Genomic DNA, 26,304 nt, shown 5'->3' with positions numbered 1-26,304 from the left:
AGCACAAAAAAAGGCAAATAATAGCTAATGACAGCGCAATTTGAACACGTATCCGTATTAATGGACGAAACCATCGATGCCCTCGCAATTAAGCCAGACGGTATATACATGGATGGTACGTTTGGACGTGGCGGCCACTCTGGACAAATTTTAGCACGCCTAGGTGATGAAGGTCGCCTGCAAGCAATTGACCAAGATCCACAAGCGATACAATCAGCCGAAAAATTTGCTGATGATCCACGTTTTGCGATTGCACATACTCGTTTTTCAAATTTATACGAAGTAGCAGAGCAGAACGATCTCATTGGTAAAGTGGATGGCATTTTATTAGACATTGGTGTCTCGTCGCCACAACTGGATGACGCTGCGCGTGGTTTTAGTTTCATGAAAGATGGGCCACTTGATATGCGCATGGACCCAACAACAGGTCGCAGTGCTGCGCAGTGGTTAGCAGAAGCTGAATTAGATGATATTACCCACGTAATTAAAAAACTGGGCGAAGAAAAGTTTGGTAAACGCATTGCACACAAAGTACTCGAAGTTCGTGAGCACACGCCAATCACAACAACCAAGCAACTTGCTGACCTTGTTGATGAAGCAGTACCGGTAAAAGATAAGTTTAAGCACCCTGCAACACGTACTTTTCAGGCGATTCGTATTTATATTAATAGCGAGCTTGAAGAGATTCAAACAGCGCTACAGTCTGCAGTTAAAGTGCTAAAGCCAGGCGGACGTTTAGTGGTGATTTCGTTTCACTCACTAGAGGATCGTATTGTAAAACAGTTTATTAGAAAACAGAGTAGGGGAGAAGTGTTACCCAGAGGTCTGCCTTTAACTGATGCACAAATAAATAAAAACCTGACGTTAAAAGCAGTGGGTAAGGCTATTAAGCCAAGTACTGTTGAAGTAGAACGTAATCCACGTTCTCGTAGTTCTGTACTTAGGATTGCACAGAGGTTGGGATGAGTAAAAAAGCGAGCTATCGTCAACCCAATTTATTCTTTGAAATATTAAAAGGCCTAGGTGCTAACAAGCTAACCTCGGCCTTGTTGGTTGTGATATTCGCTTCTAGTTTAGCTGTTGTGCAAACAACACATTTAGCTCGTGGGCAACTTATAAAGCAAGATCAATTATTACAAGAACGTGATGAACTCGATTTAGAGTGGCGCTACTTACTTGTTGAAGAAGAATTTTATTCGCAACATGCACGCATTGAAGAAGTTGCTATATCACAATTAAAAATGAAACGACCTACGAGTCAAGATGAGCAGGTAATAATAGTACAATGAGAAATAGAGGCAAAAAACCAGTCACTAATTTAATCACATGGCGCTTTATGCTGGTGTGTACAGTTGTGTTTATGGTGTTTGTAACACTCGTATCTCGCGCTGCTTATTTACAAGTGATAGAACCTGATAAAGCACGTTCAGAAAGTGATAAACGTACGGTACGTGTTGAAAAACTGCATGTGCAACGCGGAATGATTTTTGACCGCAATGGTAAAGAATTAGCGGTAAGTGTGCCTGTGGTAAGTGTATATGCTGATCCTAAAGCATTACATAAATCGCTTGTATCTAAAGTAATCAAACAAGCACGCAAAAGCGGCGAAGATCACTTATCTTTAACTGAAAACACTGTTGAGCTTGATAAGCGTACTGCACTTTATTATAAAAACGATTTACGCTGGCGTGAGCTTGCAGATGTGCTGCGTATTGATCCTAAAAAGATTAATTCTCGACTTTTAAACGATCCTTCGCGTCGCTTTGTGTATTTAAAGCGCCAAGTTACTCCTGCTGTAGCAAATTATATTGGTGATTTACGCCTCCCTGGTATCCATTTACTAGATGAATCTAAACGTTACTACCCTGCAGGTGAAGTTACCGCGCATGTTATTGGTTTTACCAATATCGATGGCAAAGGCATTGAAGGCATTGAAAAGCTATACGAAAACGCTTTAACGGGCGAGGAAGGCCGCCGTACTATTCGTAAAGACGCACAAGGGCGTGAGGTAGAAGTACTTGACGAGCGTGAACGTGTAGAGCCAGAAAGTATAGAACTAAGTATTGATCAACGAATTCAAGCCATTGCGTACAAGGCCGTAAAATCAGCTGTACTGACTTATAAAGCCACATCGGGCTCAGCTATGGTAGTTGATGTTAAAACCGGTGAAGTACTGGCAATGGTAAATAGCCCTTCATTTAATCCAAATAACTTAAGCGATGCTGCACCTCATAAACGTCGTAACCGCGCAATTACAGATTTGTTTGAACCAGGCTCAACTGTTAAGCCTCTAGCCATTTTGGCTGGGCTAGACTACGGCGCCATTCAGGCAGATGACACGATTGATACCTACCCTGGTTGGATGCGTTTAGGTGGTAGTTTAGTGAGAGATACCCGTAATCACGGCGAACTAACACTGCGCGAAATACTAAAGTACTCCTCAAACATGGGAGTTGCGAAGGTTACTCAGTTAGTGCCTAAAGATTACCTTGTTGGTTTATACCAAAAAGTAGGCTTTGGTAGTGATACTGGAACAGGCATGGTCGGTGAAAGCAGCGGTTTGTTTTATCCAAATCGTCGTTGGTCTGACTTTGAAATTGCCACTTTATCATTTGGTTATGCGATTTCGGTAAGTACTGCGCAAATGGCGCGCTTTTATACCATGTTAGGCGCTGGTGGAGTTAATCGACCACTGACTATTTTAAAGCAAGACAATATACCTGAAGGCGAACGTATTTTTAAACAAAAAGACGTAGAAGCCGTAGTGCACATGATGGAAAGTGTATTTGAAAAAGACGGTACTGCTCGCAACATAAAAGTTGATGGGTATCGTGCAGCTGGTAAAACAGGTACATCTAAAAAAGCCGTAGCAGGTGGTTATGGTGATGAATATGTAGGTTATTTTGCAGGTGTAGCGCCGGCAAGTAATCCTCGTTTAGCCGTGGTAGTTATGATTAATGAACCAGGTGGTGATGTGTACTATGGAGGTGCCACCGCTGGCCCTGCATTTGCAGAAATCATCTCTAACGCATTAAGAATATTAAACGTAGCGCCTGACAAGGAAGAGGTTGCGTACGTACAAGGTAAAGATAACGATGCGTGATTTAAAGGATATTTTAAAATACATCGAAATAGATGCGCCCTCGCAACTGGTAAAACATTTACGCCTTGATAGCCGTGAAGTAACGCCAGGTGATGTATTTGTTGCTATTAAAGGCCATGCACTTGATGGCGGTCAATTTATTAATAAAGCAATTGAAAATGGCGCAACAGCTATTATTGCTGACAGATTATGTGAATTTGAAACAAGTTTTGAGCCACTATATTTAGTTTCGGAGCTTGATAAAAAGCTTCCAGAATTAGCAAGTCGCTTTTATAGCCAGCCAAGTCAGGCTCTTGATTTAATTGGTGTGACAGGTACAAACGGTAAATCGACAACCACAGCAATGATTGCCCACTTAGCGCAATTTTGCAGTACTGATTCGGCTATTATTGGCACTTTGGGTTATGGTCATCCTGATAACTTAATTCCACTGATTAATACCACACCTTCAACGGTTGATTTGCAGCATATTTTGAGCGATTTAAATTCGCAGCATAAAAAGCTGGTAGCCATGGAAGTGTCATCTCATGGATTAGTGCAGCAGCGTGTTGCTAAATGCGCGTTTAAAGCGGCTGTGTTTACTAATCTTTCGCGCGATCACTTAGATTACCATGTTGATATGGCAAGTTACGGTGATGCGAAACTAATGCTTTTCCGTGATTTTGAGCCGCAAGTTGTAGTGCTTAATCAAGATGATTCTCAAGCTGAGCAATGGCTTGAAAAGTATGATTTTAATAACCTAATCTGTTATGGCCGCAAAAACTTAGCCCCTAAGAATGCTCAGTACGTTTATTTTTCTGATGTTGAATATTCAAGTGAAGGTATTTCGGCGCAGTTATCGACTAGTTGGGGTGATATGTCGATTAAATCGCCTCTGTTTGGCGAATTTAATTTATATAACTTAACGGCCGCGATCGCTACATTACTAGGGCTTGGTTATCCGCTTGAGCAATTAGTTTCAGGTTGTGCGCAGTTACAGCCAGTAGCTGGGCGAATGCAAGCATTTAGCCAAGCAGGCATGCCGACATGTGTTGTTGATTACGCACATACGCCCGATGCACTTGCACTTGCATTACGAGCATTGCAGCTGCATGTGCCAGGTGGTGTAAGTTGTGTATTTGGTTGTGGTGGTGACAGAGACAAAGGAAAACGTGCATTGATGGCGCAAGCTGCTGAGCAAAACGCTAATAAAGTTATTATTACCAGTGATAACCCTCGCTCAGAAAACCCTGATGACATTATTGCAGATGTAGCAGGCGGTTTAACCCATCCTCAAAATGCACATTTAGAGGCTGATAGAGCAACTGCAATTCGTTTTGCTATAGAAAATGCTACAGCTGATGAGGTTATTTTGATTGCAGGTAAAGGCCACGAAGATTACCAAATTATAGGCGATAAGCGAATCGACTTTTGCGATCGCCGATATGTACAAGAACAACTAAAAAAAGCAGTAAGAGGGATAACACAATGATCCCAATGGATTTTGATTGGTTAGCTAATGTGCTAACAACCGATTATCAAGGTGATAATCAACACGTGCTTAATATAAATACTGATACTCGTACAGTGTGCGATGGTGAAGTGTTTTTAGCACTGAAAGGGCCAAATTTTGATGGGCATAAATTTATAGCTGAGGCTAAACAAAAAGGCGCTATTGGCGTTATTGTTCAGCACAAAGTTGATGTAGATATTTCACAATTTATAGTAAGCGATACACGTATTGCACTAGGTGCAATTGGCACCGCTGTTATGGCCCAAGTGGCGCCTAAAACAATTGCAATTACAGGTAGTGTAGGCAAAACCACCGTAAAAGAAATGTGTGCGGCAATTTTGTCGGTTCACGGTGATGTATTAGCTACTAAAGGTAATTTTAATAACGATATTGGCGTCCCACTTACGTTATTGCGCTTAGAGCCTCAACATCGTTTTGCAGTAATTGAACTAGGTGCAAATCACTTAGGTGAAATTGCTTACACTACTGCAATGACAAAACCAGATGTAGCCGTTGTATGTAATGTTGCAGCAGCCCACTTAGAAGGTTTTGGTAGTTTAATGGGCGTCGCAAAAGCTAAAGGTGAGATTTTTGATGGCCTTAAAGATGACGGCGTTGCGATTGTTAACTGCGATAGTGAATTTAGCCAATATTGGTTAGATAAGCTTGAAGGGCGCAATGTTAAACGCTTTTCTACAACCGAAAAACTCGATATTTGGGCAGAAGATATAACACTTGATGCCAACGCTCGCGCAAGCTTTACGCTTTGCACTAAAAACAAGCAAGTACCTGTTACTTTGGCACTTCCGGGTAAGCACAATATTAGTAATGCACTTATCGCTGCTGCACTGACCAGTGAATTTAATGTAACCCTTGAAGAAATAGCCAATGCACTTGCCACAATGGGGGATGTAAAAGGGCGCGTTAATTTAATTGAAGTGTCTGATTTACTCACCGTGGTTGATGATACCTATAATGCCAATGTTAAGTCGGTAAAGGCTGCGATTGACTTGTTAAGTGATATGCAAGGTCACCGTATTTTAGCACTCGGAGACATGGGTGAGCTAGGTGAAGATGCACGTACGTACCATCAAGAAGTTGGCGAGTATGCACTTGAGCAAGGGATTGATGAGTTATTTACATTAGGTGTATTAAGTAAATACGCAAGTGATGTGTTTGAACTACCTAATCGCCACTTTTCGAGCCGCGAACAGATGCAGCAAAAAATTCAAGAAAGTATTAATAAAGTGAATACTAAAACAACAATAGTAGTGAAAGGATCGCGCAGTTCTCGCATGGAATTATTAGTAACCGATTTAGTTAATGGCCAGCAACAAGCCATCAATGGAGTATCATAATGTTAGTTTGGCTGGCAGAGTATTTAACACAGTATTTTAGTGGTTTTCATGTTTTTTCGTATTTAACGCTACGTGCCATTTTAGGTATTTTAACTGCGCTAATTATGTCTCTTTATTTAGGACCTAAGTTAATTCGTGGTTTGCAACGTATGCAAATAGGTCAAACAGTACGCGACGATGGTCCGCAATCGCATTTGTCTAAGTCGGGTACACCGACTATGGGCGGCTTACTTATTTTAGCGGCCATTTTTACCAGCACGCTACTTTGGGCCGATTTATCAAATAAATACGTATGGGCAACACTGTTTGTAATTGGCTCTTTAGGTATTGTTGGCTTTGTTGATGATTACCGTAAAGTTATTCGTAAAGATCCAAAAGGCTTAATTGCTAAGTGGAAGTACTTTTGGCAGTCGGTCATTGCATTAGTTGTAGCTACTGCTTTGTATTTTACCAGTGCACAAGCATCTGAAACATCACTTGTTGTTCCATTTTTTAAAGACGTATTACCGCAATTAGGTTTGTTTTATATCGTGCTTACGTATTTTGCCATAGTAGGTACATCAAACGCGGTAAACCTGACCGATGGTTTAGATGGCTTGGCGATTGTGCCAATTATTTTAGTGGCTTCGGCATTGGCAATTATTGCTTACTTAACAGGTAATATTAACTTTTCGGCTTACTTACATATTCCACATTTACCGCTGGCGAGTGAGCTTGTGGTTGTATGTACTGCCATTGTGGGCGCAGGGCTTGGTTTTTTATGGTTTAACACTTACCCAGCACAAGTATTTATGGGCGATGTTGGTTCATTAGCACTTGGTGGTGCATTAGGTATTATTGCTGTTTTAGTACGCCAAGAGTTACTGCTTATTATTATGGGCGGTGTATTTGTAATGGAAGCACTATCGGTGATATTACAAGTGGGGTCGTATAAATTACGCGGTCAACGTATTTTTAGAATGGCGCCGATTCATCATCATTATGAATTAAAAGGTTGGCCAGAGCCTCGCGTTATTGTGCGCTTTTGGATTATTTCTGTTGTGCTAGTGCTTGCTGGCTTAGCTACTTTAAAGATTCGATAAATGCAGTATTTAAACGAGATAAAAAACAAACAAATAACAGTGCTCGGACTCGGTGTAACCGGTCTGGGCATTGTGCGTTTTCTATTATCTCATGGCCTAACACCAAAGGTCGTTGATAGCCGAGTAACCCCGCCGGGGATTGATTGGTTAAAAGAGCACGCGCCAACTCTAGATACCCACTTCGGTAATTTGGATGACGCAGAGCTTTGTTCAAGCGATATGATTATTATAAGCCCTGGGCTTAGCTTAAAAATACCAGCTGTTGCAAATGCAATTAACGCAGGTGTTGAAGTGATTGGCGACGTTGAGTTATTTGCACGTATTAATTCAAAACCTGTTGTTGCAATAACGGGCTCTAACGGTAAATCAACCGTGGTTACGCTCGCTTATGAAGTGTTAAAAGAAGCCGGCTATAAAGTTGCTTTGGGTGGGAATATTGGCACAGCGGTACTTGATTTACTCAATGATGATTTTGATGTGTATGTGCTTGAGTTATCGAGTTTTCAGCTAGATACCACAACGAGTTTAAAACCAGTAAGTGCAACGGTATTAAATGTGTCAGAAGATCACCTTGACCGCTACGACAGTTACCAAGCATATATAGACTCAAAGCTAAGTATTTATAATTTCGCAGAGCTTATTGTTGTCAACGCAGACGATAGTCAAACACATCCAGTTGAGCGCGGTACGGCTCCTCTAATTAGCTTTGGTGCTCAACAAGGTGATTACCATTTAGCGCAGCACAATGGCGAAACTCACTTTATGGTTAAAGGCGATGCTTTTTTACCTGTTGATACGCTTGCGGTAGTGGGTAAGCACAATTATTTAAATACGCTTGCAGTAATGGCGCTCTTAAGTCCGTTTGAAGTAAGCAAAGAGCAATATAAAAATGCATTAGGTCAATTTAATGGGTTGGCTCATCGCTGCCAATTTGTAGCTGAGCTTAACGGTGTAAAGTATTTTAACGATTCAAAGGCAACTAATGTTGGAGCGACCATTGCTGCAATAGATAGTTTAGCTAGTGACGGTGAAAATCTGATTGTTATTGCTGGTGGCGATGCCAAAGGCGCTGATTTAAATGCGCTTAAACCTTACATAGAACAGCATGTAAAAGCATTAATTTGTTTTGGTAAAGATGCAAGTGACTTAGCTGCGATTACCAATAAGAGTTATTTAACTAACAATATGGAAGAAGCCGTTACTTTGGCCAAAGTACTTAGTAGTACAGGCAATATTGTTTTATTAGCACCCGCATGTGCCAGCATTGATATGTATAACAATTATATGCAACGCGGTGATGACTTTGTTCAGTGTGTAATGGCAGAGGCGTTATGATTGCTTTTGCCGATATAAGAGACGCATTAACACCTAAGCCTTCGGCGCAGTTATACGATGTACCGCTATTGTACTGCGTAATAATGCTCATTGGTGTTGGTTTTATCATGGTGACCAGCGCATCAATGCCTACCGCAGAGCGGTTATTTGATGACCCGTACCATATTACCATTCGCCACAGCATGTTTTTGGCAATGGCTTTTGTGCTTTTTTGGATAAGCGTTTGTGTGCCAATGGAGTGGTGGAAACGATCAAACCCTTATCTATTAATACTAGGCATGGTGCTATTAATAGCGGTATTGATTATTGGGCGTGAAGTAAACGGCGCTAAACGATGGATACCTATTGGACCTGTTGGTTTTCAGGTGGCTGAGGCCGCTAAGTTGTACTTTTTTAGTTATATTGCGGGTTATTTGGTAAGAAAACGCGAAGAAGTACAAGAAAATATTAAAGGTTTTGCAAAGCCAATTGCTGTATTTGCAGTGTATGCACTGCTTATTCTGCTGCAGCCAGATTTAGGCACAGTGGTTGTTATGTTTGTAACAACGGTTGGTTTATTGTTTTTAGCTGGTGCTAAGTTATGGCAGTTTTTTGTACTTATTTTAACGGGCGTTGGTCTGGTTGTATTACTTATTATTGTTGAACCATATCGTATGGCACGTGTTGTTGGCTTTTTAGACCCTTGGGATGATCCTTTTGGCAAGGGTTATCAGTTGGTGCAATCGCTAATGGCATATAGCCAGGGTGGTTGGTTTGGCCAAGGCTTAGGTAACAGTGTACAAAAGCTACAATATTTACCTGAAGCACATAACGATTTTATTTTTGCCGTTATAGGTGAAGAACTTGGCTTAATAGGCGTTGTAAGTATTTTAACGGTATTAGCTACTTTAGTATTTAGAGCCTTATTAATAGGCCAACAAGCCCTTAAGTGCGGCAAGGAATACGAAGGCTACTTTTCATTTGCCATTGGTATTTGGTTTGCATTTCAAACCATGGTGAATGTAGGTGCGAGCGCGGGTATTTTACCGACGAAGGGTTTAACCCTGCCGTTTATTTCTTATGGCGGCTCAAGCTTATTAATTATGACGATTGCCACGGGTATTTTATTACGCGTAGATTTTGAAACCAAAATGGCAACCAAACAAGCCACCTCACGCGGAGGTAAGCGATGAGTAAAAAATTAGTAGTAGTGGCTGGTGGAACTGGCGGACACATTTTTCCCGGTATTGCAGTGGCTGATTATTTAAAACAGCAAGGCTGGCAAGTTAGCTGGATCGGCACACCAGATCGAATGGAAGCGAGCGTTGTACCTAAGCACAATATAGATATTGATTTTATTAACGTTAAAGGTGTTCGTGGTAACGGATTAAAGCGTCTTATTAAAGCCCCATTCATGGTAATTAATGCAGTATTACAGGCGCGTAAGGTATTGAAAGAACAGCGTCCTGATGTAGTACTTGCAATGGGCGGTTATGTTACGGGGCCAACGGGAATTGCCGCAAAAAGTTTAGGTATTCCGCTGGTTATTCACGAGCAAAACGCTGTAGCGGGTATAAGTAATAAACTGCTAGCTAAGGTGGCTACACGGGTATTAGCTGCATTTCCAAGTGCTTTTGCACAGGGTCAAGCCGAGCTAGTAGGTAACCCAGTCCGCCAAAGCGTTATGAATATAGCCAAACGCGATGTATCAAGCCCTATTAATATTTTAGTAGTGGGCGGCTCGCTTGGTGCACAAGTGCTTAATCAAACATTACCAGAAGCATTTAAAGTACTAAATAATACAGCTCCAATAAGTATATGGCATCAAACAGGTAAGGGTCATTTAACTACCGTAGAAGCCGCTTATAAAATGCATGCTTTTACAGGCAGTAATACAAAAATAGCTGAATTTATTGATGATATGGACGCAGCGTATAGCTGGGCCGACATTGTTGTTTGCCGTGCTGGTGCGTTAACTGTTAGCGAAATTGCAGCGGCAGGTAAAATGGCCGTTTTTGTTCCGTTTCCACATGCTGTGGATGACCATCAAACAGCGAACGCACAATATTTAGTGATGGCTAATGGCGCATTATTAATGCCACAAGGGCAGTTTAATAAACAATCAATTGTTGAACTATTAAGCCCGTATTTAGCCCAACCTTCATTAATTACTGAAATGGCTACAAATGCAAAAAAACAAGCCATTTTAGATGCCACAGCAAGCGTAGCAACGCACTGTGAGCAAGTAACAAATAAGAGAAAATAAGTGAAAGAAACGTCAGTACAAGAAAAACACACACGCCCTGCAATGCGCCGAATAGAAACCATTCACTTTATTGGTATTGGTGGAGCAGGTATGGGCGGTATTGCTGAAGTACTCGCTTTTGAAGGCTACCGTATTACAGGTTCTGACATTGCCCACAGCGCTATGACAGATCGTTTAATTAAAGCCGGTGCAGAAGTATTTATTGGCCATCATGAAAATAACGTAAAAGATGCCAATGTAGTCGTTGTTTCAAGTGCGATTGATGAAACAAATCCTGAAATTATTGCAGCTAAAGCCGCAAGAGTTCCTGTTGTTCGCCGCGCAGAAATGTTGGCTGAATTAATGCGTTTTCGCCACGGTATAGCCATTGCGGGTACGCATGGTAAAACAACGACAACAAGCTTAATTGCGAGTATTTATGGACAAGCAGGGCTTGATCCAACCTTTATTATTGGTGGCTTGTTAAATAGCGCAGGTAGTAACGCAAAAGTAGGCAAAAGTGATTTTTTAATTGCAGAAGCTGATGAAAGCGATGCGTCGTTTTTACACTTACAGCCAATGGTATCGGTGATCACAAATATTGAAGAAGATCACATGGATACTTATGGCGGCAGTCTTGAAAAAATGAAAGACACGTATGTAGATTTCATCCATAACTTGCCGTTTTATGGTTTAGCTGTTGTATGTATTGATTCTGAAGTTGCTGCTGAACTTATCCCGCGCTTTGGTCGCCCAGTTATTACGTATGGCGAATCGAAGGATGCTGATTATCGCATGAGCGACTTTAGCCAATCAGCTAATACATGCACATTTACAGTAACTAACAAGCAAGGTGAGTGTTTAACTGCCACGTTGAATATGCCAGGTAGACACAACGCACTTAATGCAACCGCTGCGATTGCTGTGGCAAAAGATCAAAATATTGCGAATCATGCAATTTTAGAAGCGCTGCAGAAGTTTGAAGGTATTGGTCGTCGTTTTCAACACTATGGTGAATTCGAAAACGAGCGTGGCAATGTCATGTTAGTTGATGATTACGGGCATCATCCTTCAGAAGTTGCAGCAACAATTGCAGCAGTACGTGAAGGTTGGCCTGATAAGCGTTTAGTAATGGTATATCAACCTCATAGATTTTCCCGTACACGCGACTTATACGAAGATTTTGTAAAAGTACTTGCTGATGTAGATCAGTTGCTACTGCTTGATGTGTATAGCGCTGGTGAAGATCCTATTGTTGGCGCAGACAGCAAAAGCTTATGCCGTAGCCTTCGTCAACGTGGCAAAGAGCCGCTGCATGTAGCAACAAATGCAGAGCTTGCAGGCGTTTTGGCCGCAAATTTACAAAATAATGATTTAGTATTAACCCAAGGCGCTGGTAATATAGGTCAGTTAGTTAAAACATTAGCTGCGACGGGTATGTCGATAGAAAAACTTAAGCAAGGTGAAGTATGACTCAGGTAAACACACAATTTGGTAAAGTAGCGGTACTGCTAGGTGGTAACTCAGCAGAACGTGAAGTGTCTTTACGATCGGGTCAGGCTGTTTTAAATGCGCTGCAAAATAGTGGCATTGATGCAATTGCATTTGACCCGCAAAGTCGTTCTTTGTGGGAGTTAAAAGAATTAAATGTAGAGCGCGTTTTTATTGCTTTGCATGGTCGTGGTGGCGAAGACGGAACTGTACAAGGTGCGCTTGAATTTATGAACCTGCCTTACACGGGCAGTAATGTACTGGGTTCAGCACTTGCTATGGATAAAGTACGTTGTAAGCACTTATTTAAATCAGCGGGTTTAAGCACTGCACCTTATGCCGTAGTTGACGCTAAAAAAGGCTTTGATGCTGCAGCTATTATGGGTGAGTTTAAAAAGGTAATGGTTAAGCCATCGCACGAAGGCTCAAGCATAGGTATGGCGCAAGCAAGTACAGCACAAGAACTTGAAGACGCACTAGCTAATGCATTTAAATTTGATAATCAAGTGCTTGTAGAGCAGTGGATCACGGGACGTGAATTCACAGTTACAGTGCTTGGCGACGAAGTACAACCAGTCATTGAGATGACTACACCTAATGGTTTTTACGATTACCAAGCTAAGTATCAATCAAATACAACGCAGTATCATTGCCCTGCAGATTTATCAGAGCAAGATACTAAGTACTTACAAGCTATATCGCTAGATGCATTTGATTTAGTGGGCGCAAGTGGTTGGGGCCGTGTTGATGCGATGCAAGACGAGCAAGGTAACTTTTACCTGCTTGAAGTAAATACAGTACCAGGCATGACTGAAAAGTCGTTAGTGCCAATGGCGGCAAAAGCGAATGGGGCAACTTTCGAACAATTAGTTGTTCGCATTTTAGAGCAAACGCTTTAATATGCATCCCCTTTTAGAAAAAGCTCAGGAAATCAAACTGAAACTTAATTGGTCTCTGATTTTTGGTGTGAGCTTTTTTCTGATAGTTGTAATTGGCTTAGTGCAAATTACAACAGGTGTATCGGATTGGTTAGTTGAAAACAAAGATGCTCAAATTAAGCACCTTACAGTGCAAGGGCAGCCTAAATACACAGATGAAACGGCAATTATAAAAGCGATTAAAAAAGCCGATTTAAGTAGTTTTTTTGAACTCGATGTCAAGCATGTGCAGCAGCTAGTTCAAGACTTACCCTGGGTTGCTACCGCTTCGGTGCGTAAACAATGGCCTGATACTATACAAGTATATGTTGTTGAACATGAAGTAGTAGCACATTGGAATAGCGACTTATTGCTCAACCAAAGTGGTCAGGCATTTCAAGCCAGCAGCGATAAGTTAGATGATGACTTACCGCAGTTATACGGCCCAGAAGGCAGCGAAGAAGAAGCGTGGATTGCTTTTAAGCAATTTGATGAAATGCTAAAAGTTAACGGCTTAACGTTAACAAGTTTGGCATTGTCGGAGCGCTTTTCGTGGCAACTATGGTTAGATAACGGAATACGTTTAAATTTAGGACGTAAAGATAAAGCCAAGCGTGTACAACGTTTTATAGACGTTTATCCACGAATGGAACAACGTGCAGATGCACAAGTAGATACAATAGATTTACGGTATGATACCGGCCTTGCAGTCAGCTTTAAGCCAGTGCAAGAAGAACAATTACAAAATAAGAGTAAGGCATGACTAAGTCAGCAGAAAGAAACCTAGTAATAGGGTTAGACGTTGGCACCTCGAAAGTGGTTGCCACGGTAGGTGAAATCACCGCAGATAACAAGCTCAGCATTGTTGGTGTGGGCAGCCAAGTATCTCATGGTATGGATAAAGGCGGCGTTAACGATTTAAACTTAGTGTCTGAGTCTATTCGCCGAGCAATAGACGAAGCCGAGTTAATGGCTGATTGTCGTATTAGCTCTGTGTATTTGGGTATTTCTGGCAAACATATACAGTGCCAAAACGAAAGTGGCGTGGTGGCAATTAATAATACCGAAGTCACTGACGAAGACATTGAAAATGTAATTCATATTGCGCGTTCTGTGCCTATTTCGGCAGAGCGTAAAATGCTGCATGCATTGCCGCAAGAATACAGTATCGACATGCAAGAGGGCATTAAAAACCCACTTGGTATGAGTGGTGTTCGTATGGAAGCGCGTGCACACATTATTACGTGCTCAAACGATATGGCAAAAAATATCGAGAAATGCGTAGAGCGCTGTGGTCTTGAAGTCGATCAACTTATCTTTACTGCATTAGCGTCATGTTATTCTGTACTAACAGATGACGAAAAAGAGCTAGGTGTTGCAGTACTTGATATTGGTGGCGGCACTATGGATATCACCATTTATATTAATGGCGCACTTCGTCACTCTGCGGTTATTCCAGTGGCGGGTAACCAAGTTACTGGTGATATTGCAAAAATATTTCGCACACCTATATCACATGCCGAGTCACTCAAAGTACAATACGCATGTGCTAGTAGCCAAATGGCAAGTAGCGAAGACACAATTGAAGTACCAAGTGTAGGCGGACGACCAGCAAGGTTAATGTCGCGCCATACATTATCTGAGGTGGTAGAGCCTCGTTTTAGAGAATTATTTGAGCTTGCGATGGAAGAAATTCGTCGTTCAGGCTTAGAAGACCAAATTGCGGCAGGTCTCGTTATAACAGGCGGAACTGCTAAAATGACTGGCGCGATGGAAGTGGCAGAAGATATCTTCCAAATGCCAGTAAGAATAGGCAAACCAATCGGGATGGTTGGTTTGACAGACTATGTAGATGATCCTTCGTACGCAACCGCTGTTGGTTTGTTACAATACGGGCGTACCATGCAATCGATGAATGCACAAAAGTCGAAAGCAGAGGATAACAATAATTGGTGGAACCGCATTACTAAATGGTTCCAAGGCGAGTTTTAAGACTCAAGTCGGAGAGTAAACATGTTTGATATAATGGAACAACACAGCGAAGAAGCTGTAATTAAAGTAATCGGCGTGGGCGGTGGTGGCGGTAACGCTGTTGAGCACATGGTAAAGCAACAAATAGAAGGCGTGCGTTTTATAGCCGCAAATACAGATGCGCAAGCATTACGTAACTCTGCTGCCGATATTACAGTTCAGCTAGGCACGCAAATAACCTCTGGGTTGGGTGCGGGCGCAAACCCTGAAGTAGGCCGTAAGTCGGCTGAAGAAGATGCAGATACAATTCGTGCCAGCCTTGAAGGCGCCGATATGGTATTTATTGCAGCCGGTATGGGCGGCGGTACAGGTACTGGTGCAGCACCGGTAGTTGCTAAAATAGCAAAAGAGCTAGGTATTTTAACTGTTGCAGTTGTAACACGTCCTTTTGATTTTGAAGGTAAAAAACGTGCAGCAGCCGCTGAACAAGGCATTAACGAATTGTCAGAAATTGTAGATTCACTTATTACAATTCCGAACAATAAATTGCTTAAAGTTTTAGGAAAAGGGACTACACTTCTAGATGCCTTCGCTAAAGCTAATGACGTATTATTTGGTGCGGTACAAGGTATAGCAGAGCTAATTACACGTTCTGGTTTAATTAACGTGGATTTCGCCGATGTTAGAACTGTAATGTCTGCAATGGGTACTGCAATGATGGGAACGGCATCTGCGTCAGGTCCTGATCGTGCACAAGAAGCAGCAGAAGCGGCTATCTCAAGCCCACTACTAGAAGACGTTGATTTAACAGGTGCTAAAGGTATCTTAGTTAATATCACCGCAGGTATGGACATTGCGATTGAAGAATTTGAAATTGTTGGTAATCACGTTAAAGCACTTGCGTCAGAAAACGCAACGGTTGTTGTTGGTGCGGTAATCGACCCAGAAATGACTGATGAGCTACGTGTAACGGTTGTTGCAACTGGCTTAGGCGGCGATCGTCGTCCACAGTTTGGTATTGTTGATAACGGCTTTAAAAAAGCATCAGGTTCTGATGTTGCAAGCACATCAAACCAAACGAGCAGTATGTACGTACCAAGCTTTGCAAGCCAAGATACAAACACTGAAGAAAACACTGCTAAAGCGCAAACGCAAAGCAAAGAAAAAGCGCCTACAACTAGTTCAAGCAGTGCATCAAGCTCTTCAGCACAAAATAGTAAAAAAGCGGATAAATCAGAAGGTGGTGATTATTTTGATATCCCCGCTTTTTTACGTAAGCAGGCTGATTAACATTTAATAATACTTTTGTTTGAAATATGTACAAATATTGAAAGGCAAAAGGATTTATGTTAAAATCCGCCATATAACTGTAACTGATTTAAAAGTGAGCATACCTATGATTAAACAGCGTACGATTGCAGAAGTAGTCAAAGCCATAGGAATTGGACTTCATAAAGGTGAGAAGGTCACAATAACTCTCCGACCTGCGAGCGCAAATACTGGGATTGTATTTCGTCGTGTCGACCTTGATCCGGTTGTTGATTTTGAAACAACACCTGAAGCCGTTGGTGATACGCAGTTGTGTACCTGTTTAATTAACAAAGATGGTGTTCGCTTATCGACTACTGAGCATCTTATTGCAGCCGTTGCTGCAATGGGAATTGATAATCTAATTGTAGAATTAGATAGCTCAGAAGTGCCGATTATGGATGGTAGTGCATTACCATTCATATATCTGTTACAAAAAGGCGGAATTGAAGAGCAAAACGTTGCTAAACGCTTTGTCCGTATTAAAGAAAAAGTACGCATTGAAGAAGGTGATAAGTGGGCTGAAGTTGAACCATATGATGGTTTTCATATCGACTTTGAGATTGCATTTAACCACCCAGCTATCAATGAAAGTCGCCAACGTATTGGGTTGGATATAACAACGCAAAGCTTTATTGAAGAAATTAGCCGTGCGCGTACTTTTGGATTTATGAAAGATATTGAATACATGCATGCAAACAACCTAGCGCTAGGTGGTAGCATGGATAGTGCTGTGGTACTTGATGAGTTCAAAGTTTTAAATCCTAACGGTTTACGTTATAGCGACGAGTTTGTTAAGCACAAGATATTAGACTGTGTTGGTGACATGTTTATGACAGGCCATAATCTTTTAGGTAAAGTAACTGCATTTAAATCGGGTCATGATTTAAATAATAAATTACTTCGTAAAATTATGGCTACAGAGTCAGCATGGGAGTGGGCAACATTTGAAACGCCTGTGACGATGCCTGCACCCGGTCTTGAGTTAGCTCCAGCCTAAAAGCAGTAAAAGAGCAGCTCGAAAAACAGTTATAAAAAATGACGCTAATTAGCGTCATTTTTTTTGCGTGAAATTTAATAGCTCTATACTTTATTATAACTCTAAAAGAGCTTGTAACTGATTTAAACTAGCTACTGTATAGGTTGGCTTTATTCCGTCGGCTAATTGTTCACCAGGGTGTTGTAACCAGCAAGTATCAATACCTGCATTGTTGCCGCCAAGTATGTCACTTGCAGCAGTATCACCTACCATAAGTATCTCGCTTTTATCTGGGTTACCCATTAGCTCAAATGTGTGCTCGAAAATCGCTTTATTCGGTTTTGCTATACCTACAAGTTCAGATATAACTAACCATTCAAACATATCTTTTAAGCCAGTATGCTCAAGGCGTACGGTTTGTAAGCGGGCAAATCCGTTAGTAATAATACCTAATCTAGCATTTGGCTTAAGTTTATTTAAAAGCTCAATAGCACCAGGTAATGGCTCGCAAATTTGCGCCATAGAATCTAAAAAAGCATCGTTTAGCTCTTTTGCTGGCACATTAAGTTTTGAAGCCCACTCATTAAAGCGTGTTACTTGTAAGTAATCTGCGCTAATAGTGCCATTTTGATAATTAACCCACAGCTGCTTATTGGTTTTTTGATAATGAATATAATCGTCTTGGCTAAAATCTACGTTGTAAGCTTTAAACATGCGAGTCATGCCCGCTAAAATATCAAACCTAAATAAGGTTTCGTCTGCATCAAACAATACATAGTTGTACTTCATTAAACTTCCTAAATTAATTTGTTTGGCCGTATAGCTCAGGGTGTAAAAAAGGCGCCATAGCTAAAGTGAGTGCTTGTGTATAGGTACTTTCGCGCGTGGCATGATTGTTGGTAAGTAGACCAATAGCGCCACCTTTTTGTTTAACGTTGGTGGTATTAAATGCTTTGTCCATTACATCGCCAAGTTCTTCACCTTTAAGTAATGCATTATAAAGTACTTGGGGTAGAGGAAGGTTGCTGCTACGCCCTACAACTTGATTTAAGGCATTATCAATAACAACGTAAGCAAAGGTTGCTGCACCATAGCTAAATTGCTCTGCACCGCCTTCCATTGCAACGTAATAGTGAGCTTGGTGGTGCTTTTTGCAATAATTAACACGGTTTTGCGCGCCAATACGTGTTTCGTCTTCGCCAATAGGCTGATCGGGCACGCCTGAGGGAGCATTCACACCTTCACAGTCAATGATACATTCTGGAAAATACATAGTAAAAATATGTTTAGCGGCATTTATTTTTACAGGATTTTTAGAACCGACAATAATTTTTAATTGTTGTGACATGCTGATCTCACCTTGAGCAAAATCAGCAGTGTACGTGAGTTAGCTTTAACAAAAAAGAGTCGGTAATCAAATAGGTAAATCGAGTGGTGCTAGGTTTTCCAGTGCACGCTTTTTCAAAATAATATCTTTAATTAATGGGGTAAGCACAAGCTCCATAGCCAAGCCCATTTTGCCGCCTGGTACTACAAGCGTATTAATACGAGACATAAAACTGCCTTCGATCATGCGTAAATAATAAGGAAAATCAACATCATCAATACCCCTAAAGCGAATAACTACAAAGCTTTCATCGAGAGATGGAATATCTTTGGCGCTAAATGGGTTTGATGTATCAACAGTAGGCACCCGCTGAAAATTAATATGGGTACGAGAAAACTGCGGGGTAATATGATTTATATAGTCATCCATACTGCGCACAATAGAGCCCATAACCGCTTCGCGAGAATGGCCTCGTTCGGATGTGTCGCGTATTAATTTTTGAATCCATTCAAGGTTAATAATTGGAACCATGCCTATTAATAAATCGACATGCTTTGCAACGTCTACATCTTGATCAACTACGCCGCCGTGTAACCCTTCATAAAACAATATATCAGTATTACTATCAAGGTCTTGCCAAGGAGTAAATGTACCCGGTAATTGATTATATGGGACGGCTTCATCAAAGGTGTGTAAGTATCGGCGTAACTTACCTTGGCCTGTTTCACTATAGTTTTCAAACAACGCTTCTAAAGCACCAAAGTCATTTGCTTCTCGGCCAAAGTAACTAATGTGTTTATTTTCTTGTTGTGCTTCACGTACTTTTTTATCCATTTCAGGGCGAGTGTAACGATGAAAGCTATCTCCTTCGATAAAAGCCGCTTCAATATTAAGGCTACGGAAAATATGTTTAATTGCATTGGTTGTGGTGGTTGTACCCGCACCAGACGAACCCGTAATCGCAATAATAGGATTTTTAGCTGACATGTTAATTCTCTTTTTTAGGACCAGGTTTTATAACCAGACTAAACTTAACATTATTTTAAGCCGTTTGGGTATCTTAAGAGTTGACTGACTTAGCTCAAGTGACGTCATCAGCAAATAACGTTATCATGAGGTGCTTAAAATTAAAACGAGAGAAAGCATGAAACTTATTAAACCATTACTTGGGATATTTTCTATAGCAGCGCTTAGCCCAATTATGGCGCAGGCTAGCATGCCAAAAAGCCAAGTATTACTTGCTGATTTAAATACACCTTTCGGGGTACAAGTTAGTATAGTGAGTGATAAAAACAGTTATAACAACCAACCGCACTTAACAAGTACAGGTTTATACTTTACTCATGAGGTGATTGCAGATGAGCAAAGCCAAACCGATATTGCTTATTATGATTTAACATCAAAAAAAGTTATTAATATCAGTAACTCTCCCGTAAGCGAATATTCACCAACGGTTATGCCAAGTGGTGATGCAGTATCAGCGATTGTTGTAGAGGTAGATGGTAAGCAAAAACTGTGGCAATACCCACTCAAAAGCGAAGATACGCCAAGTCGTATTTTTGATTGGATTGAACCTGTTGGGTACCATGCTTGGGGCGTTCAAAATGATTTAGTAATGTTTATTTTAGGTGAACCTCATACTCTTCAATATACTTCTGTTGCACAAGCTAAGGGGAAAATAGCTGCCAGTAATATTGGCCGAACGCTTATTTATAACAACTCTACGGCTGCATTTTTATTTAGTTACACTAAAAACGAGCAACATATTTTAGCGAGTTTTAATCCACAAGATAAACAAGTTGAAGACCTACTAAGGTTACCTGCTCAAGTTCAAGATTTTATTTTGAAAGATGATGCAACTATCGCTTATGCTATTAAAAACCGCGTTTATCAGCGTAAACTTGATGGAAGTGATGAAGTATCGCAATGGCTTAATTTAAGCACCTACTGCGAAACAAATATAACAAGAATGAGTTACAACAATGAAAAACTCGCTTTTGTATGTGATATAACGCAGTAAAGCAGACAAATAAATTCAGATTTTATTGTGTGTATGCGTTAATCTAATACGCAAATTAACTAATAGGGATTACACGTGGCTTATAGTGCAGACGAGCTGACAGAACAGCTCATTAAATTACAGTGTAGAAGTAATTTTAAGATTAAAAATATTGCTGAGTACATGTTAGTAAACTCTAAAGAAGCATTTTATACCCACAGCGAAAGCGGCAAGGGTAAAATAGTAATTCGCCCAGCATTTGAGGTGTTTAGCGATGACTTTAGTGATATTGATGGCGTAACGCGTGCGCAAGGCTACTTTCATAGCAGCGAGATGACACGCTTTCCTACACGTATTTTTAAAAGTGCTCAGCCTATTCACTACGGTGTGGCGTTTAAAATAAATTCTGAGCAAGCAGCCAAAGACTTTATAGCCAAGCTAACGATGATTATTGGTAACTAGTAAAACATAAACGTAAAAAGCCGCTGAATTTATATTCAGCGGCTTTTGTGTTTTTATTGTCTCGTCCTGAAATGTGTTTACACATTTAGGATTTATTATGACCAAGTCAAATAATACACCGATCAAACGAACACAACGAGATTATTCATTAGGCTTTAAATTACAAGTTGTCGACGCTGTAGAAAAAGGCGATATGACTTATAAACAAGCCCAAAAAATTTATGGCATACAAGGTCGTTCTACCGTGCTTACTTGGTTAAGAAAACACGGTAAGATGGATTGGACTCAATCACCTAAGATAACTATGCCTACATCACCTAAAGCCAAAGAAAGTCCCGCTCAAAAAATAAAACGCCTCGAGCGAGAGCTTGAAGATGATCACTTACGTAACCTGTTACTCAATGAAGTGGTTAATATTCTTGACGCTGAGCATGGAACAAGCCTTCGAAAAAAGTATATTGCCAAGGAGCAAGAAGCCTTCAAAAGCAAAAAATAGTTAGCTTAGAACGTGCTTGCATGCTGCTTGGTATAACGAGACAAGCGATATATCAACGAGAGAGCAGAGCTAAACTGCGTGCTACTGAACTAGCACCAGTTAAAGCGATGGTATTGGAAATACGACGTTTTATGCCGCGCTTAGGTGGAAGAAAGTTGTATTTTTTACTTAAACCAAAATCCATAGAGCGAGGCATAAGTTTAGGTCGAGACGCTTTTTTTAGTTATTTGAAAAATGAACGTTTATTGGTTAAACCTAAGCGTAGTTACATTAAAACTACTTTTAGTAAACATTGGATGAAAAAGCATCCTAACTTGCTAAAAGATGTGCAACCATCGCGACCAGAAGAGGTTTTTGTAAGCGATATAACCTATGTTCAATCAGAGCAAGGTGTTCACTATCTATCGCTAGTAACTGATGCGTATAGTCGCAAAATTATGGGTTATGAACTCAGTGATGAAATGAAGGCGACAGATGTTGTTAAGGCATTAGATATGACAATCAATAATCGTCAGTATCAATGTAGTACGATTCATCATTCAGATAGAGGGTTGCAGTATTGCTCGCAGGTATATCAAGTAAAGCTTAATGAAAATGGCATTATTCCATCAATGACCGATGGCTATGACTGCTATCAAAATGCACTGGCGGAGCGTATTAACGGCATATTGAAGCAGGAGTTCTTACTCTATAAATGCCAAAATCTAAAAGAGCTACGTGAACTCGTCGGAGAATCAATATTAATATACAATGAAATGAGGCCGCATTTGAGTTTAGGAATGAAAACACCAAACCAAGTGCACAAAAAAAGCCAGGAGCAAAAGCTACTGGCCTTCAATTAAAACCGTCAACGTATTTTAGGACGGGACATATAGCTTAATAAACCTAAGGGTTACTTACTTTTTAAGAAGCTATTAACCGATTCAAGTTCACGTGTTTTAAGCGCAATACAATCGTTTGTGCTTTCTTCAAGCTTACTTAATGTACGAGCGTAACCGGCTACATCGGCTACTTTTTCGTTAAAAAAGGTCTTTGTTTTAGCTAAGCTTTCTGCATTACAACTCGCCGTTGTAAAGTACGGTAAGTTAGGAATAAAGAAAGGCGGTAAGCTTGCTGTTACTTTATCGTAGTTACTGTAAACCCAGTCAATAAATAACGCTTGGCGCTCATCTGTGTAACTTTGACCTGACAAAATAGTACGCATGTCAGAGGCTGTTACTTCATCCGTTAAGCTATAAGCTAATACCGCTTTTTGTAATTCAGGTTTGCCAAAAAAGCCCATTGCAGCAAGCATGTTAGTGCGTACTTGTGGATCTTTCGTTGTTTTAAACGTTGTCATGAATTGATCAAGCAGCGCTTTGTCACCATGAAAAGCAGCAAGAGTTAAGTACGTACCGGCTAAGTAAGGGTCTACTTTTTGTGGAGCATTTAAATAAACTTGTGTTTGTTCTTTCGCTTTACTGATTACGTTTTGATCTTCACCATCAAAACCTAAGCGTGATACAACGGCCGCACGAAGTTGTGCAATAGCTCCGTCTTCTCCCGCTTTAGCTTCTAAACCATATTTTTTAGCTGCAGGCGTTACTGCATTACGAATAAATTCAGGCCATAGGTCTTTATTGCTATCGTCTTTAAAAGTACGTTGTTGCGATACTAAGTAACCTAGCGCGGTATTTGCTACGCGAGGGTGGCTATCGCTTACGAACACTTCAAGTGTTTGCATTAACTTAGCAGCAGATATAACACCAGCGTCAAGTAGTGCATCAGTAGCCGATAACAACGCTAAGCGTTCACGATCACTCAGTACGCTTGGTGCCTTTTTAACAAGTGCGCTAAATTGTGCGTCATCCATTACCCAGCGGTAGTAGCCTAGTGCACCTTGGTCAGGATAAATCCACTCTGGTTCAAAGTCTAAGTCTAGAGTTTGGCTTTGTTTATTAAGTAATACATTTGCTGTTTTTACTTTATCGCCAGCACCATATTTAATTGCAACCGGTACATTCCATAACTGCTCTGGCGCATCAACGCCTGCATTTACAAAGCGGCTTTGTGAAATAGTTACTTTGCTACCTTGTTGAGTTACTTTAACTAGTGGGAAAGAAGACTGTTCAATAAACGATTTTAAAACACTCGCTACGTCTTTATTTGATGCTTTACCAAGTGCTTCCCATAAGTCGGCCGCTTCAGCATTTTTATATGAAAACTCTTTTAAGTAGCTTTGAATACCTTTTTGGAATGCATCTTCGCCAATCCAGTTTTCAACCATAGCAAGTACTGAGCTGCCTTTACTGTAAGCTAGACCTAAACCGTCCATAATGTCGGCTTCGGTTTTAATTGGCTTACGAATAGGCTTGGTGCTTAGGCGTGCATCAAGTGCCATTACGTTATTTTGCGGCAGGTCTAAGTGCGATTCAAACTCAGGGTTAAGCTGCTTAGTAATTTTTGCAGCCATCCAGCTAGCAAACGCTTCGTTTAACCATAAGTCGTTCCACCATTTCATGGTTACTAAGTTACCGTACCATTGGTGAGCAAGTTCGTGAGCAATAATTGATACATTACGTTGTTTTTTACTGCGTGTTGCGGCAGCTAAATCAACCAATAAAATATCTTCTCTGTAGGTCACTAAGCCTGAGTTTTCCATTGCGCCAAATGGAAACTCTGGTACCGCTACTGAGTCTAATTTTTTGTAAACGTAAGGGATACCAAAATACGCTTCAAGTGCGCCCAGTACTTTTGGCATATTTTCTTTTGCGTATTGGGCTAAGTGAATTTTACCTTGAGGGGTAATTACACGACCAGGAATTGGCATGCCTTTAATTTCTAATTCTTCAAACGGGCCAACAGCCATCGCTACTAGGTATGAAGGGATTGGCGGTGTTTTATCAAAAAAGTGTGTGGTCATATCGCCATTAACTGTTGTTTTTAACTCTGGCGTATTTGAATATACTTTTTGTGATGTAGGCGCAGTAATCGTTAACTGAAATGGAATTTTGTAACTTGGCTCGTCAAAAACAGGAAATGCACGGCGTGCATCACTCATTTCAAATTGAGTAAATAAGTAAGGAGTGCCTTGGTCTAATGTTTTGTATAAACCAACACTTTGACGGTTATATGGCGCTGAAAAATCAACTTTAAGTGTGTATTTACCTGGTTGAATTTGTTCATCACAGCTAAATTTAACTTTACCTGTTTTAAGCATTTCATTGTTTAAATCACAGTTTTCATCACCAAGCAGTTGCGCCATTTTAACAGCGTAAGCTACGCCATTTAACTCAATGTATTTTGTTGGCTTTAGTACTTCTAGGGAAATCTCAGTCATCCCTGTGAATGTATCTTGGCTCGGGTCGAGTGTTAACGACACCTGTTGTGAACTTGGTTTTGCGAGTTTTTCAATAACGAATTCGTTAGCGTTTGCAGCACCCATTGCTAAAGCAACGCTCACTGTTAAGAGGCTTTTAAGAAACATAGTGATCCCTAGATTGTTGTTGTTAGAAACTACCCTAAATAGGCTTTTTTATGCTCATATAATTAGGGGGTTAGATATCCTAACAGTTTTTTTAAATAGAGTAATTGATTATAACGGTGACTTTAAGGGGAAATAGTAACAAAGTTTGTCAGTGGCTTTCGCGTGTTATAAAACGCTGCCAATGCAGGTGTGAGTTAATAATACGTATTTGTTGGACAACGGTATTTAATAAGTAGGTATCGCTAAACACATCGTGTGGATACTCGTTAAAACCCATCAAGTAATTAAAAGCGTCTTTAGAGTTAGCTTGTAGGGCGTATATACGCACTTGTTGCTCAAAGTTAAGACGAAGACTGCTTATTGCTGTTTTCATACCGAGTTGATCTACGTTTGGTATATCACATTTTTGCAGATAACCGGCTCGCTCACCTTCGCCTGAAAACCAAATGCGGACTTTTTCACTGTACCTGCCAGTTTTAGCGGGTAAGTCGAACATTAATCGGTGTTGGTTTTGCGATTTGATGAACGTTATATATTCATTAAATCCAGCATTTATAAGTGCTTGATGTACAGGAACTAAGCGAGGTTTTATTTTACCGTGGGTATGAAAATTAAAGCATAAGACGTTTTTTTCAAGGGACAGATCATCAAGCGTTAAATAACCAATCTCATCGCTATAAGCACCACTATAATATGCAATTAAAGGGAGCCAAAAATGCCAGTGTTTTGGTTGCTCTCGTGCAACTTTAAAATCACCGTATATATATCCATTATAAAGAGTGTGCAGTTCCATGGCTGAAAAGGGCCGGCGACCAAGATGGGTTTTCAACGTAATACCTTGAAAATAATGATGTGTTTTATTTTATACCCAACTAGCAGTAGATGCTAGTCGGGTTTTATCCGCTTTTAGAGTAAAGCGTATAAAGTATTATTCACTCAATGCGCGAGCTAAACCTGTAGGTTCAATTTCTGCACATACTTGGTCGTCATTCCAATTGATACCAACAAGTGCGTTATCTTCATTTAAGTCTTCAACCCATGCATCTAAAAATTCATCAAGGTTGATTTCTACTGGGCTGTAATCTTTCCACTCTTCTTTACACTGTGCTTTAGCTGCTGCTTCACTTTCCCAAAGCAGTAGTACGTCAGTTTCGTCAAATTGGTTAGAATCGCACACTACAAAGCCATTATCTTCTGCACCAAGTGCCCAAATTACTTCGCTAACACGTACTTTTTCTACGAAGTTAACTAGTTGTGATTCAATTTCGATATCGCTCATGTGTTTACCCTTTTA

General features: G+C 40.6%; 24 protein-coding genes. 18 read left to right on the top strand and 6 right to left on the bottom strand.

Going from position 1 to position 26,304, the window contains the following annotated elements; all coding sequences use genetic code 11:
• Positions 1 to 27 precede the first annotated feature (27 nt).
• From rsmH to lpxC, 15 genes are all read left to right on the top strand, one after another.
• Positions 28 to 966 (top strand): 16S rRNA (cytosine(1402)-N(4))-methyltransferase RsmH, encoded by a 939-nt coding sequence (rsmH, locus tag I6F47_RS02030; protein ID WP_008167099.1) that lies wholly within the window; start codon positions 28 to 30, stop codon positions 964 to 966.
• Positions 963 to 1,289 carry a cell division protein FtsL gene (gene ftsL, locus I6F47_RS02025; RefSeq protein ID WP_007582915.1) on the top strand — a complete coding sequence of 109 codons (327 nt, stop codon included), beginning with the start codon at positions 963 to 965 and terminating at the stop codon, positions 1,287 to 1,289. The genes rsmH and ftsL overlap by 4 nt, the downstream gene beginning before the upstream one ends.
• On the top strand, positions 1,286 to 3,103 hold the full coding sequence (locus I6F47_RS02020) for a peptidoglycan glycosyltransferase FtsI (protein ID WP_010554293.1): 1,818 nt from the start codon (positions 1,286 to 1,288) through the stop codon (positions 3,101 to 3,103). The genes ftsL and I6F47_RS02020 overlap by 4 nt, the downstream gene beginning before the upstream one ends.
• Entirely contained in the window at positions 3,096 to 4,574 is a 1,479-nt protein-coding gene (gene murE, locus I6F47_RS02015; RefSeq protein WP_197183232.1) for a UDP-N-acetylmuramoyl-L-alanyl-D-glutamate--2,6-diaminopimelate ligase, read from the top strand. The genes I6F47_RS02020 and murE overlap by 8 nt, the downstream gene beginning before the upstream one ends.
• Positions 4,571 to 5,953, top strand: a complete 1,383-nt coding sequence (locus I6F47_RS02010; RefSeq protein WP_197183231.1) for a UDP-N-acetylmuramoyl-tripeptide--D-alanyl-D-alanine ligase — start codon at positions 4,571 to 4,573, stop codon at positions 5,951 to 5,953. The genes murE and I6F47_RS02010 overlap by 4 nt, the downstream gene beginning before the upstream one ends.
• Positions 5,953 to 7,035: a phospho-N-acetylmuramoyl-pentapeptide-transferase gene (gene mraY / locus I6F47_RS02005; protein ID WP_007582922.1), complete on the top strand. Its 1,083-nt coding sequence runs from the start codon at positions 5,953 to 5,955 to the stop codon at positions 7,033 to 7,035. The genes I6F47_RS02010 and mraY overlap by 1 nt, the downstream gene beginning before the upstream one ends.
• Entirely contained in the window at positions 7,036 to 8,370 is a 1,335-nt protein-coding gene (gene murD, locus I6F47_RS02000) for a UDP-N-acetylmuramoyl-L-alanine--D-glutamate ligase (protein WP_197183230.1), read from the top strand.
• Positions 8,367 to 9,542: a cell division protein FtsW gene (gene ftsW / locus I6F47_RS01995; protein ID WP_007582927.1), complete on the top strand. Its 1,176-nt coding sequence runs from the start codon at positions 8,367 to 8,369 to the stop codon at positions 9,540 to 9,542. The genes murD and ftsW overlap by 4 nt, the downstream gene beginning before the upstream one ends.
• Positions 9,539 to 10,615, top strand: coding sequence for an undecaprenyldiphospho-muramoylpentapeptide beta-N-acetylglucosaminyltransferase (gene murG, locus I6F47_RS01990; RefSeq protein ID WP_197183229.1), 1,077 nt, complete (start codon positions 9,539 to 9,541; stop codon positions 10,613 to 10,615). Before ftsW ends, murG begins: the two co-directional genes overlap by 4 nt.
• A complete protein-coding gene (murC, locus tag I6F47_RS01985) occupies positions 10,616 to 12,067 on the top strand; it encodes a UDP-N-acetylmuramate--L-alanine ligase (RefSeq protein ID WP_002957994.1) in 1,452 nt (483 codons plus the stop codon).
• Positions 12,064 to 12,984, top strand: a complete 921-nt coding sequence (locus I6F47_RS01980; RefSeq protein ID WP_010554298.1) for a D-alanine--D-alanine ligase — start codon at positions 12,064 to 12,066, stop codon at positions 12,982 to 12,984. Before murC ends, I6F47_RS01980 begins: the two co-directional genes overlap by 4 nt.
• A gap of 1 nt (position 12,985) precedes the next feature.
• Positions 12,986 to 13,765: a cell division protein FtsQ/DivIB gene (locus tag I6F47_RS01975; RefSeq protein ID WP_007582934.1), complete on the top strand. Its 780-nt coding sequence runs from the start codon at positions 12,986 to 12,988 to the stop codon at positions 13,763 to 13,765.
• Complete coding sequence (gene ftsA, locus I6F47_RS01970) at positions 13,762 to 14,994, top strand: cell division protein FtsA (protein WP_007582937.1); 1,233 nt, start codon at positions 13,762 to 13,764, stop codon at positions 14,992 to 14,994. Before I6F47_RS01975 ends, ftsA begins: the two co-directional genes overlap by 4 nt.
• 21 nt (positions 14,995 to 15,015) lie before the next feature.
• Positions 15,016 to 16,263, top strand: coding sequence for a cell division protein FtsZ (ftsZ, locus tag I6F47_RS01965; RefSeq protein WP_007582938.1), 1,248 nt, complete (start codon positions 15,016 to 15,018; stop codon positions 16,261 to 16,263).
• A 106-nt stretch (positions 16,264 to 16,369) separates the two neighbouring features.
• Positions 16,370 to 17,281 carry a UDP-3-O-acyl-N-acetylglucosamine deacetylase gene (gene lpxC, locus I6F47_RS01960; protein ID WP_024592892.1) on the top strand — a complete coding sequence of 304 codons (912 nt, stop codon included), beginning with the start codon at positions 16,370 to 16,372 and terminating at the stop codon, positions 17,279 to 17,281.
• A 93-nt stretch (positions 17,282 to 17,374) separates the two neighbouring features.
• Here lpxC and yjjG read toward each other — a convergent pair whose 3' ends face one another.
• The 3 genes from yjjG to I6F47_RS01945 form a co-directional block, all read right to left on the bottom strand.
• Positions 17,375 to 18,049: a pyrimidine 5'-nucleotidase gene (yjjG, locus tag I6F47_RS01955; RefSeq protein WP_165721132.1), complete on the bottom strand. Its 675-nt coding sequence runs from the start codon at positions 18,047 to 18,049 to the stop codon at positions 17,375 to 17,377.
• Between the two features lie 13 nt (positions 18,050 to 18,062).
• On the bottom strand, positions 18,063 to 18,608 hold the full coding sequence (gene yjjX / locus I6F47_RS01950) for an inosine/xanthosine triphosphatase (RefSeq protein ID WP_007579903.1): 546 nt from the start codon (positions 18,606 to 18,608) through the stop codon (positions 18,063 to 18,065).
• Positions 18,609 to 18,674: 66 nt separating this feature from the next.
• Entirely contained in the window at positions 18,675 to 19,574 is a 900-nt protein-coding gene (locus tag I6F47_RS01945; RefSeq protein WP_007579904.1) for a phosphoribulokinase, read from the bottom strand.
• A 157-nt stretch (positions 19,575 to 19,731) separates the two neighbouring features.
• Here I6F47_RS01945 and I6F47_RS01940 point away from each other — a divergent pair, with 157 nt between their 5' ends.
• The 3 genes from I6F47_RS01940 to I6F47_RS01930 all read left to right on the top strand — a co-directional run bounded on the left by I6F47_RS01940 (position 19,732) and on the right by I6F47_RS01930 (position 22,386).
• Positions 19,732 to 20,607, top strand: a complete 876-nt coding sequence (locus tag I6F47_RS01940) for a hypothetical protein (RefSeq protein ID WP_197101283.1) — start codon at positions 19,732 to 19,734, stop codon at positions 20,605 to 20,607.
• Positions 20,608 to 20,682: 75 nt separating this feature from the next.
• The gene (locus I6F47_RS01935; RefSeq protein WP_007579906.1) at positions 20,683 to 21,048 is read left to right on the top strand and encodes a hypothetical protein; all 366 of its coding nucleotides are present in this window, start codon (positions 20,683 to 20,685) and stop codon (positions 21,046 to 21,048) included.
• 97 nt (positions 21,049 to 21,145) lie between these two features.
• Positions 21,146 to 22,386, top strand: a protein-coding gene (locus I6F47_RS01930) for an IS3 family transposase (protein WP_197183228.1) whose coding sequence is annotated in 2 segments (ribosomal slippage) — positions 21,146 to 21,515 and positions 21,515 to 22,386 — 1,242 coding nt in all. Because the reading frame shifts where the segments join, the coding sequence is not laid out codon by codon here.
• A gap of 50 nt (positions 22,387 to 22,436) precedes the next feature.
• On the opposite strand, the gene I6F47_RS01925 is transcribed toward I6F47_RS01930, so the two are convergent.
• The 3 genes from I6F47_RS01925 to I6F47_RS01915 form a co-directional block, all read right to left on the bottom strand.
• The gene (locus I6F47_RS01925) at positions 22,437 to 25,010 is read right to left on the bottom strand and encodes a M1 family metallopeptidase (protein WP_165734619.1); all 2,574 of its coding nucleotides are present in this window, start codon (positions 25,008 to 25,010) and stop codon (positions 22,437 to 22,439) included.
• Positions 25,011 to 25,158: 148 nt separating this feature from the next.
• Positions 25,159 to 25,839: a hypothetical protein gene (locus I6F47_RS01920; protein ID WP_021032099.1), complete on the bottom strand. Its 681-nt coding sequence runs from the start codon at positions 25,837 to 25,839 to the stop codon at positions 25,159 to 25,161.
• Between the two features lie 99 nt (positions 25,840 to 25,938).
• Positions 25,939 to 26,289, bottom strand: a complete 351-nt coding sequence (locus I6F47_RS01915) for a DUF2750 domain-containing protein (protein WP_007579911.1) — start codon at positions 26,287 to 26,289, stop codon at positions 25,939 to 25,941.
• Positions 26,290 to 26,304: the final 15 nt, after the last annotated feature.

It is taken from the genome of Pseudoalteromonas sp. NZS37, from assembly GCF_015864265.1.
Lineage (GTDB): Bacteria > Pseudomonadota > Gammaproteobacteria > Enterobacterales > Alteromonadaceae > Pseudoalteromonas > Pseudoalteromonas arctica.
This window is presented reverse-complemented; position numbering and strand designations above follow the sequence as displayed.

Bases quoted from the DNA above. Each gene is read 5' to 3' on its own strand.
- rsmH (WP_008167099.1), top strand. From the start codon at position 28: ATGACAGCGCAATTTGAACACGTATCCGTATTAATGGACGAAACCATC.
- ftsL (WP_007582915.1), top strand. From the start codon at position 963: ATGAGTAAAAAAGCGAGCTATCGTCAACCCAATTTATTCTTTGAAATA.
- I6F47_RS02020 (WP_010554293.1), top strand. From the start codon at position 1,286: ATGAGAAATAGAGGCAAAAAACCAGTCACTAATTTAATCACATGGCGC.
- murE (WP_197183232.1), top strand. From the start codon at position 3,096: ATGCGTGATTTAAAGGATATTTTAAAATACATCGAAATAGATGCGCCC.
- I6F47_RS02010 (WP_197183231.1), top strand. From the start codon at position 4,571: ATGATCCCAATGGATTTTGATTGGTTAGCTAATGTGCTAACAACCGAT.
- mraY (WP_007582922.1), top strand. From the start codon at position 5,953: ATGTTAGTTTGGCTGGCAGAGTATTTAACACAGTATTTTAGTGGTTTT.
- murD (WP_197183230.1), top strand. From the start codon at position 7,036: ATGCAGTATTTAAACGAGATAAAAAACAAACAAATAACAGTGCTCGGA.
- ftsW (WP_007582927.1), top strand. From the start codon at position 8,367: ATGATTGCTTTTGCCGATATAAGAGACGCATTAACACCTAAGCCTTCG.
- murG (WP_197183229.1), top strand. From the start codon at position 9,539: ATGAGTAAAAAATTAGTAGTAGTGGCTGGTGGAACTGGCGGACACATT.
- I6F47_RS01980 (WP_010554298.1), top strand. From the start codon at position 12,064: ATGACTCAGGTAAACACACAATTTGGTAAAGTAGCGGTACTGCTAGGT.
- I6F47_RS01975 (WP_007582934.1), top strand. From the start codon at position 12,986: ATGCATCCCCTTTTAGAAAAAGCTCAGGAAATCAAACTGAAACTTAAT.
- ftsA (WP_007582937.1), top strand. From the start codon at position 13,762: ATGACTAAGTCAGCAGAAAGAAACCTAGTAATAGGGTTAGACGTTGGC.
- ftsZ (WP_007582938.1), top strand. From the start codon at position 15,016: ATGTTTGATATAATGGAACAACACAGCGAAGAAGCTGTAATTAAAGTA.
- lpxC (WP_024592892.1), top strand. From the start codon at position 16,370: ATGATTAAACAGCGTACGATTGCAGAAGTAGTCAAAGCCATAGGAATT.
- yjjG (WP_165721132.1), bottom strand. From the start codon at position 18,049: ATGAAGTACAACTATGTATTGTTTGATGCAGACGAAACCTTATTTAGG.
- yjjX (WP_007579903.1), bottom strand. From the start codon at position 18,608: ATGTCACAACAATTAAAAATTATTGTCGGTTCTAAAAATCCTGTAAAA.
- I6F47_RS01945 (WP_007579904.1), bottom strand. From the start codon at position 19,574: ATGTCAGCTAAAAATCCTATTATTGCGATTACGGGTTCGTCTGGTGCG.
- I6F47_RS01940 (WP_197101283.1), top strand. From the start codon at position 19,732: ATGAAACTTATTAAACCATTACTTGGGATATTTTCTATAGCAGCGCTT.
- I6F47_RS01925 (WP_165734619.1), bottom strand. From the start codon at position 25,010: ATGTTTCTTAAAAGCCTCTTAACAGTGAGCGTTGCTTTAGCAATGGGT.
- I6F47_RS01915 (WP_007579911.1), bottom strand. From the start codon at position 26,289: ATGAGCGATATCGAAATTGAATCACAACTAGTTAACTTCGTAGAAAAA.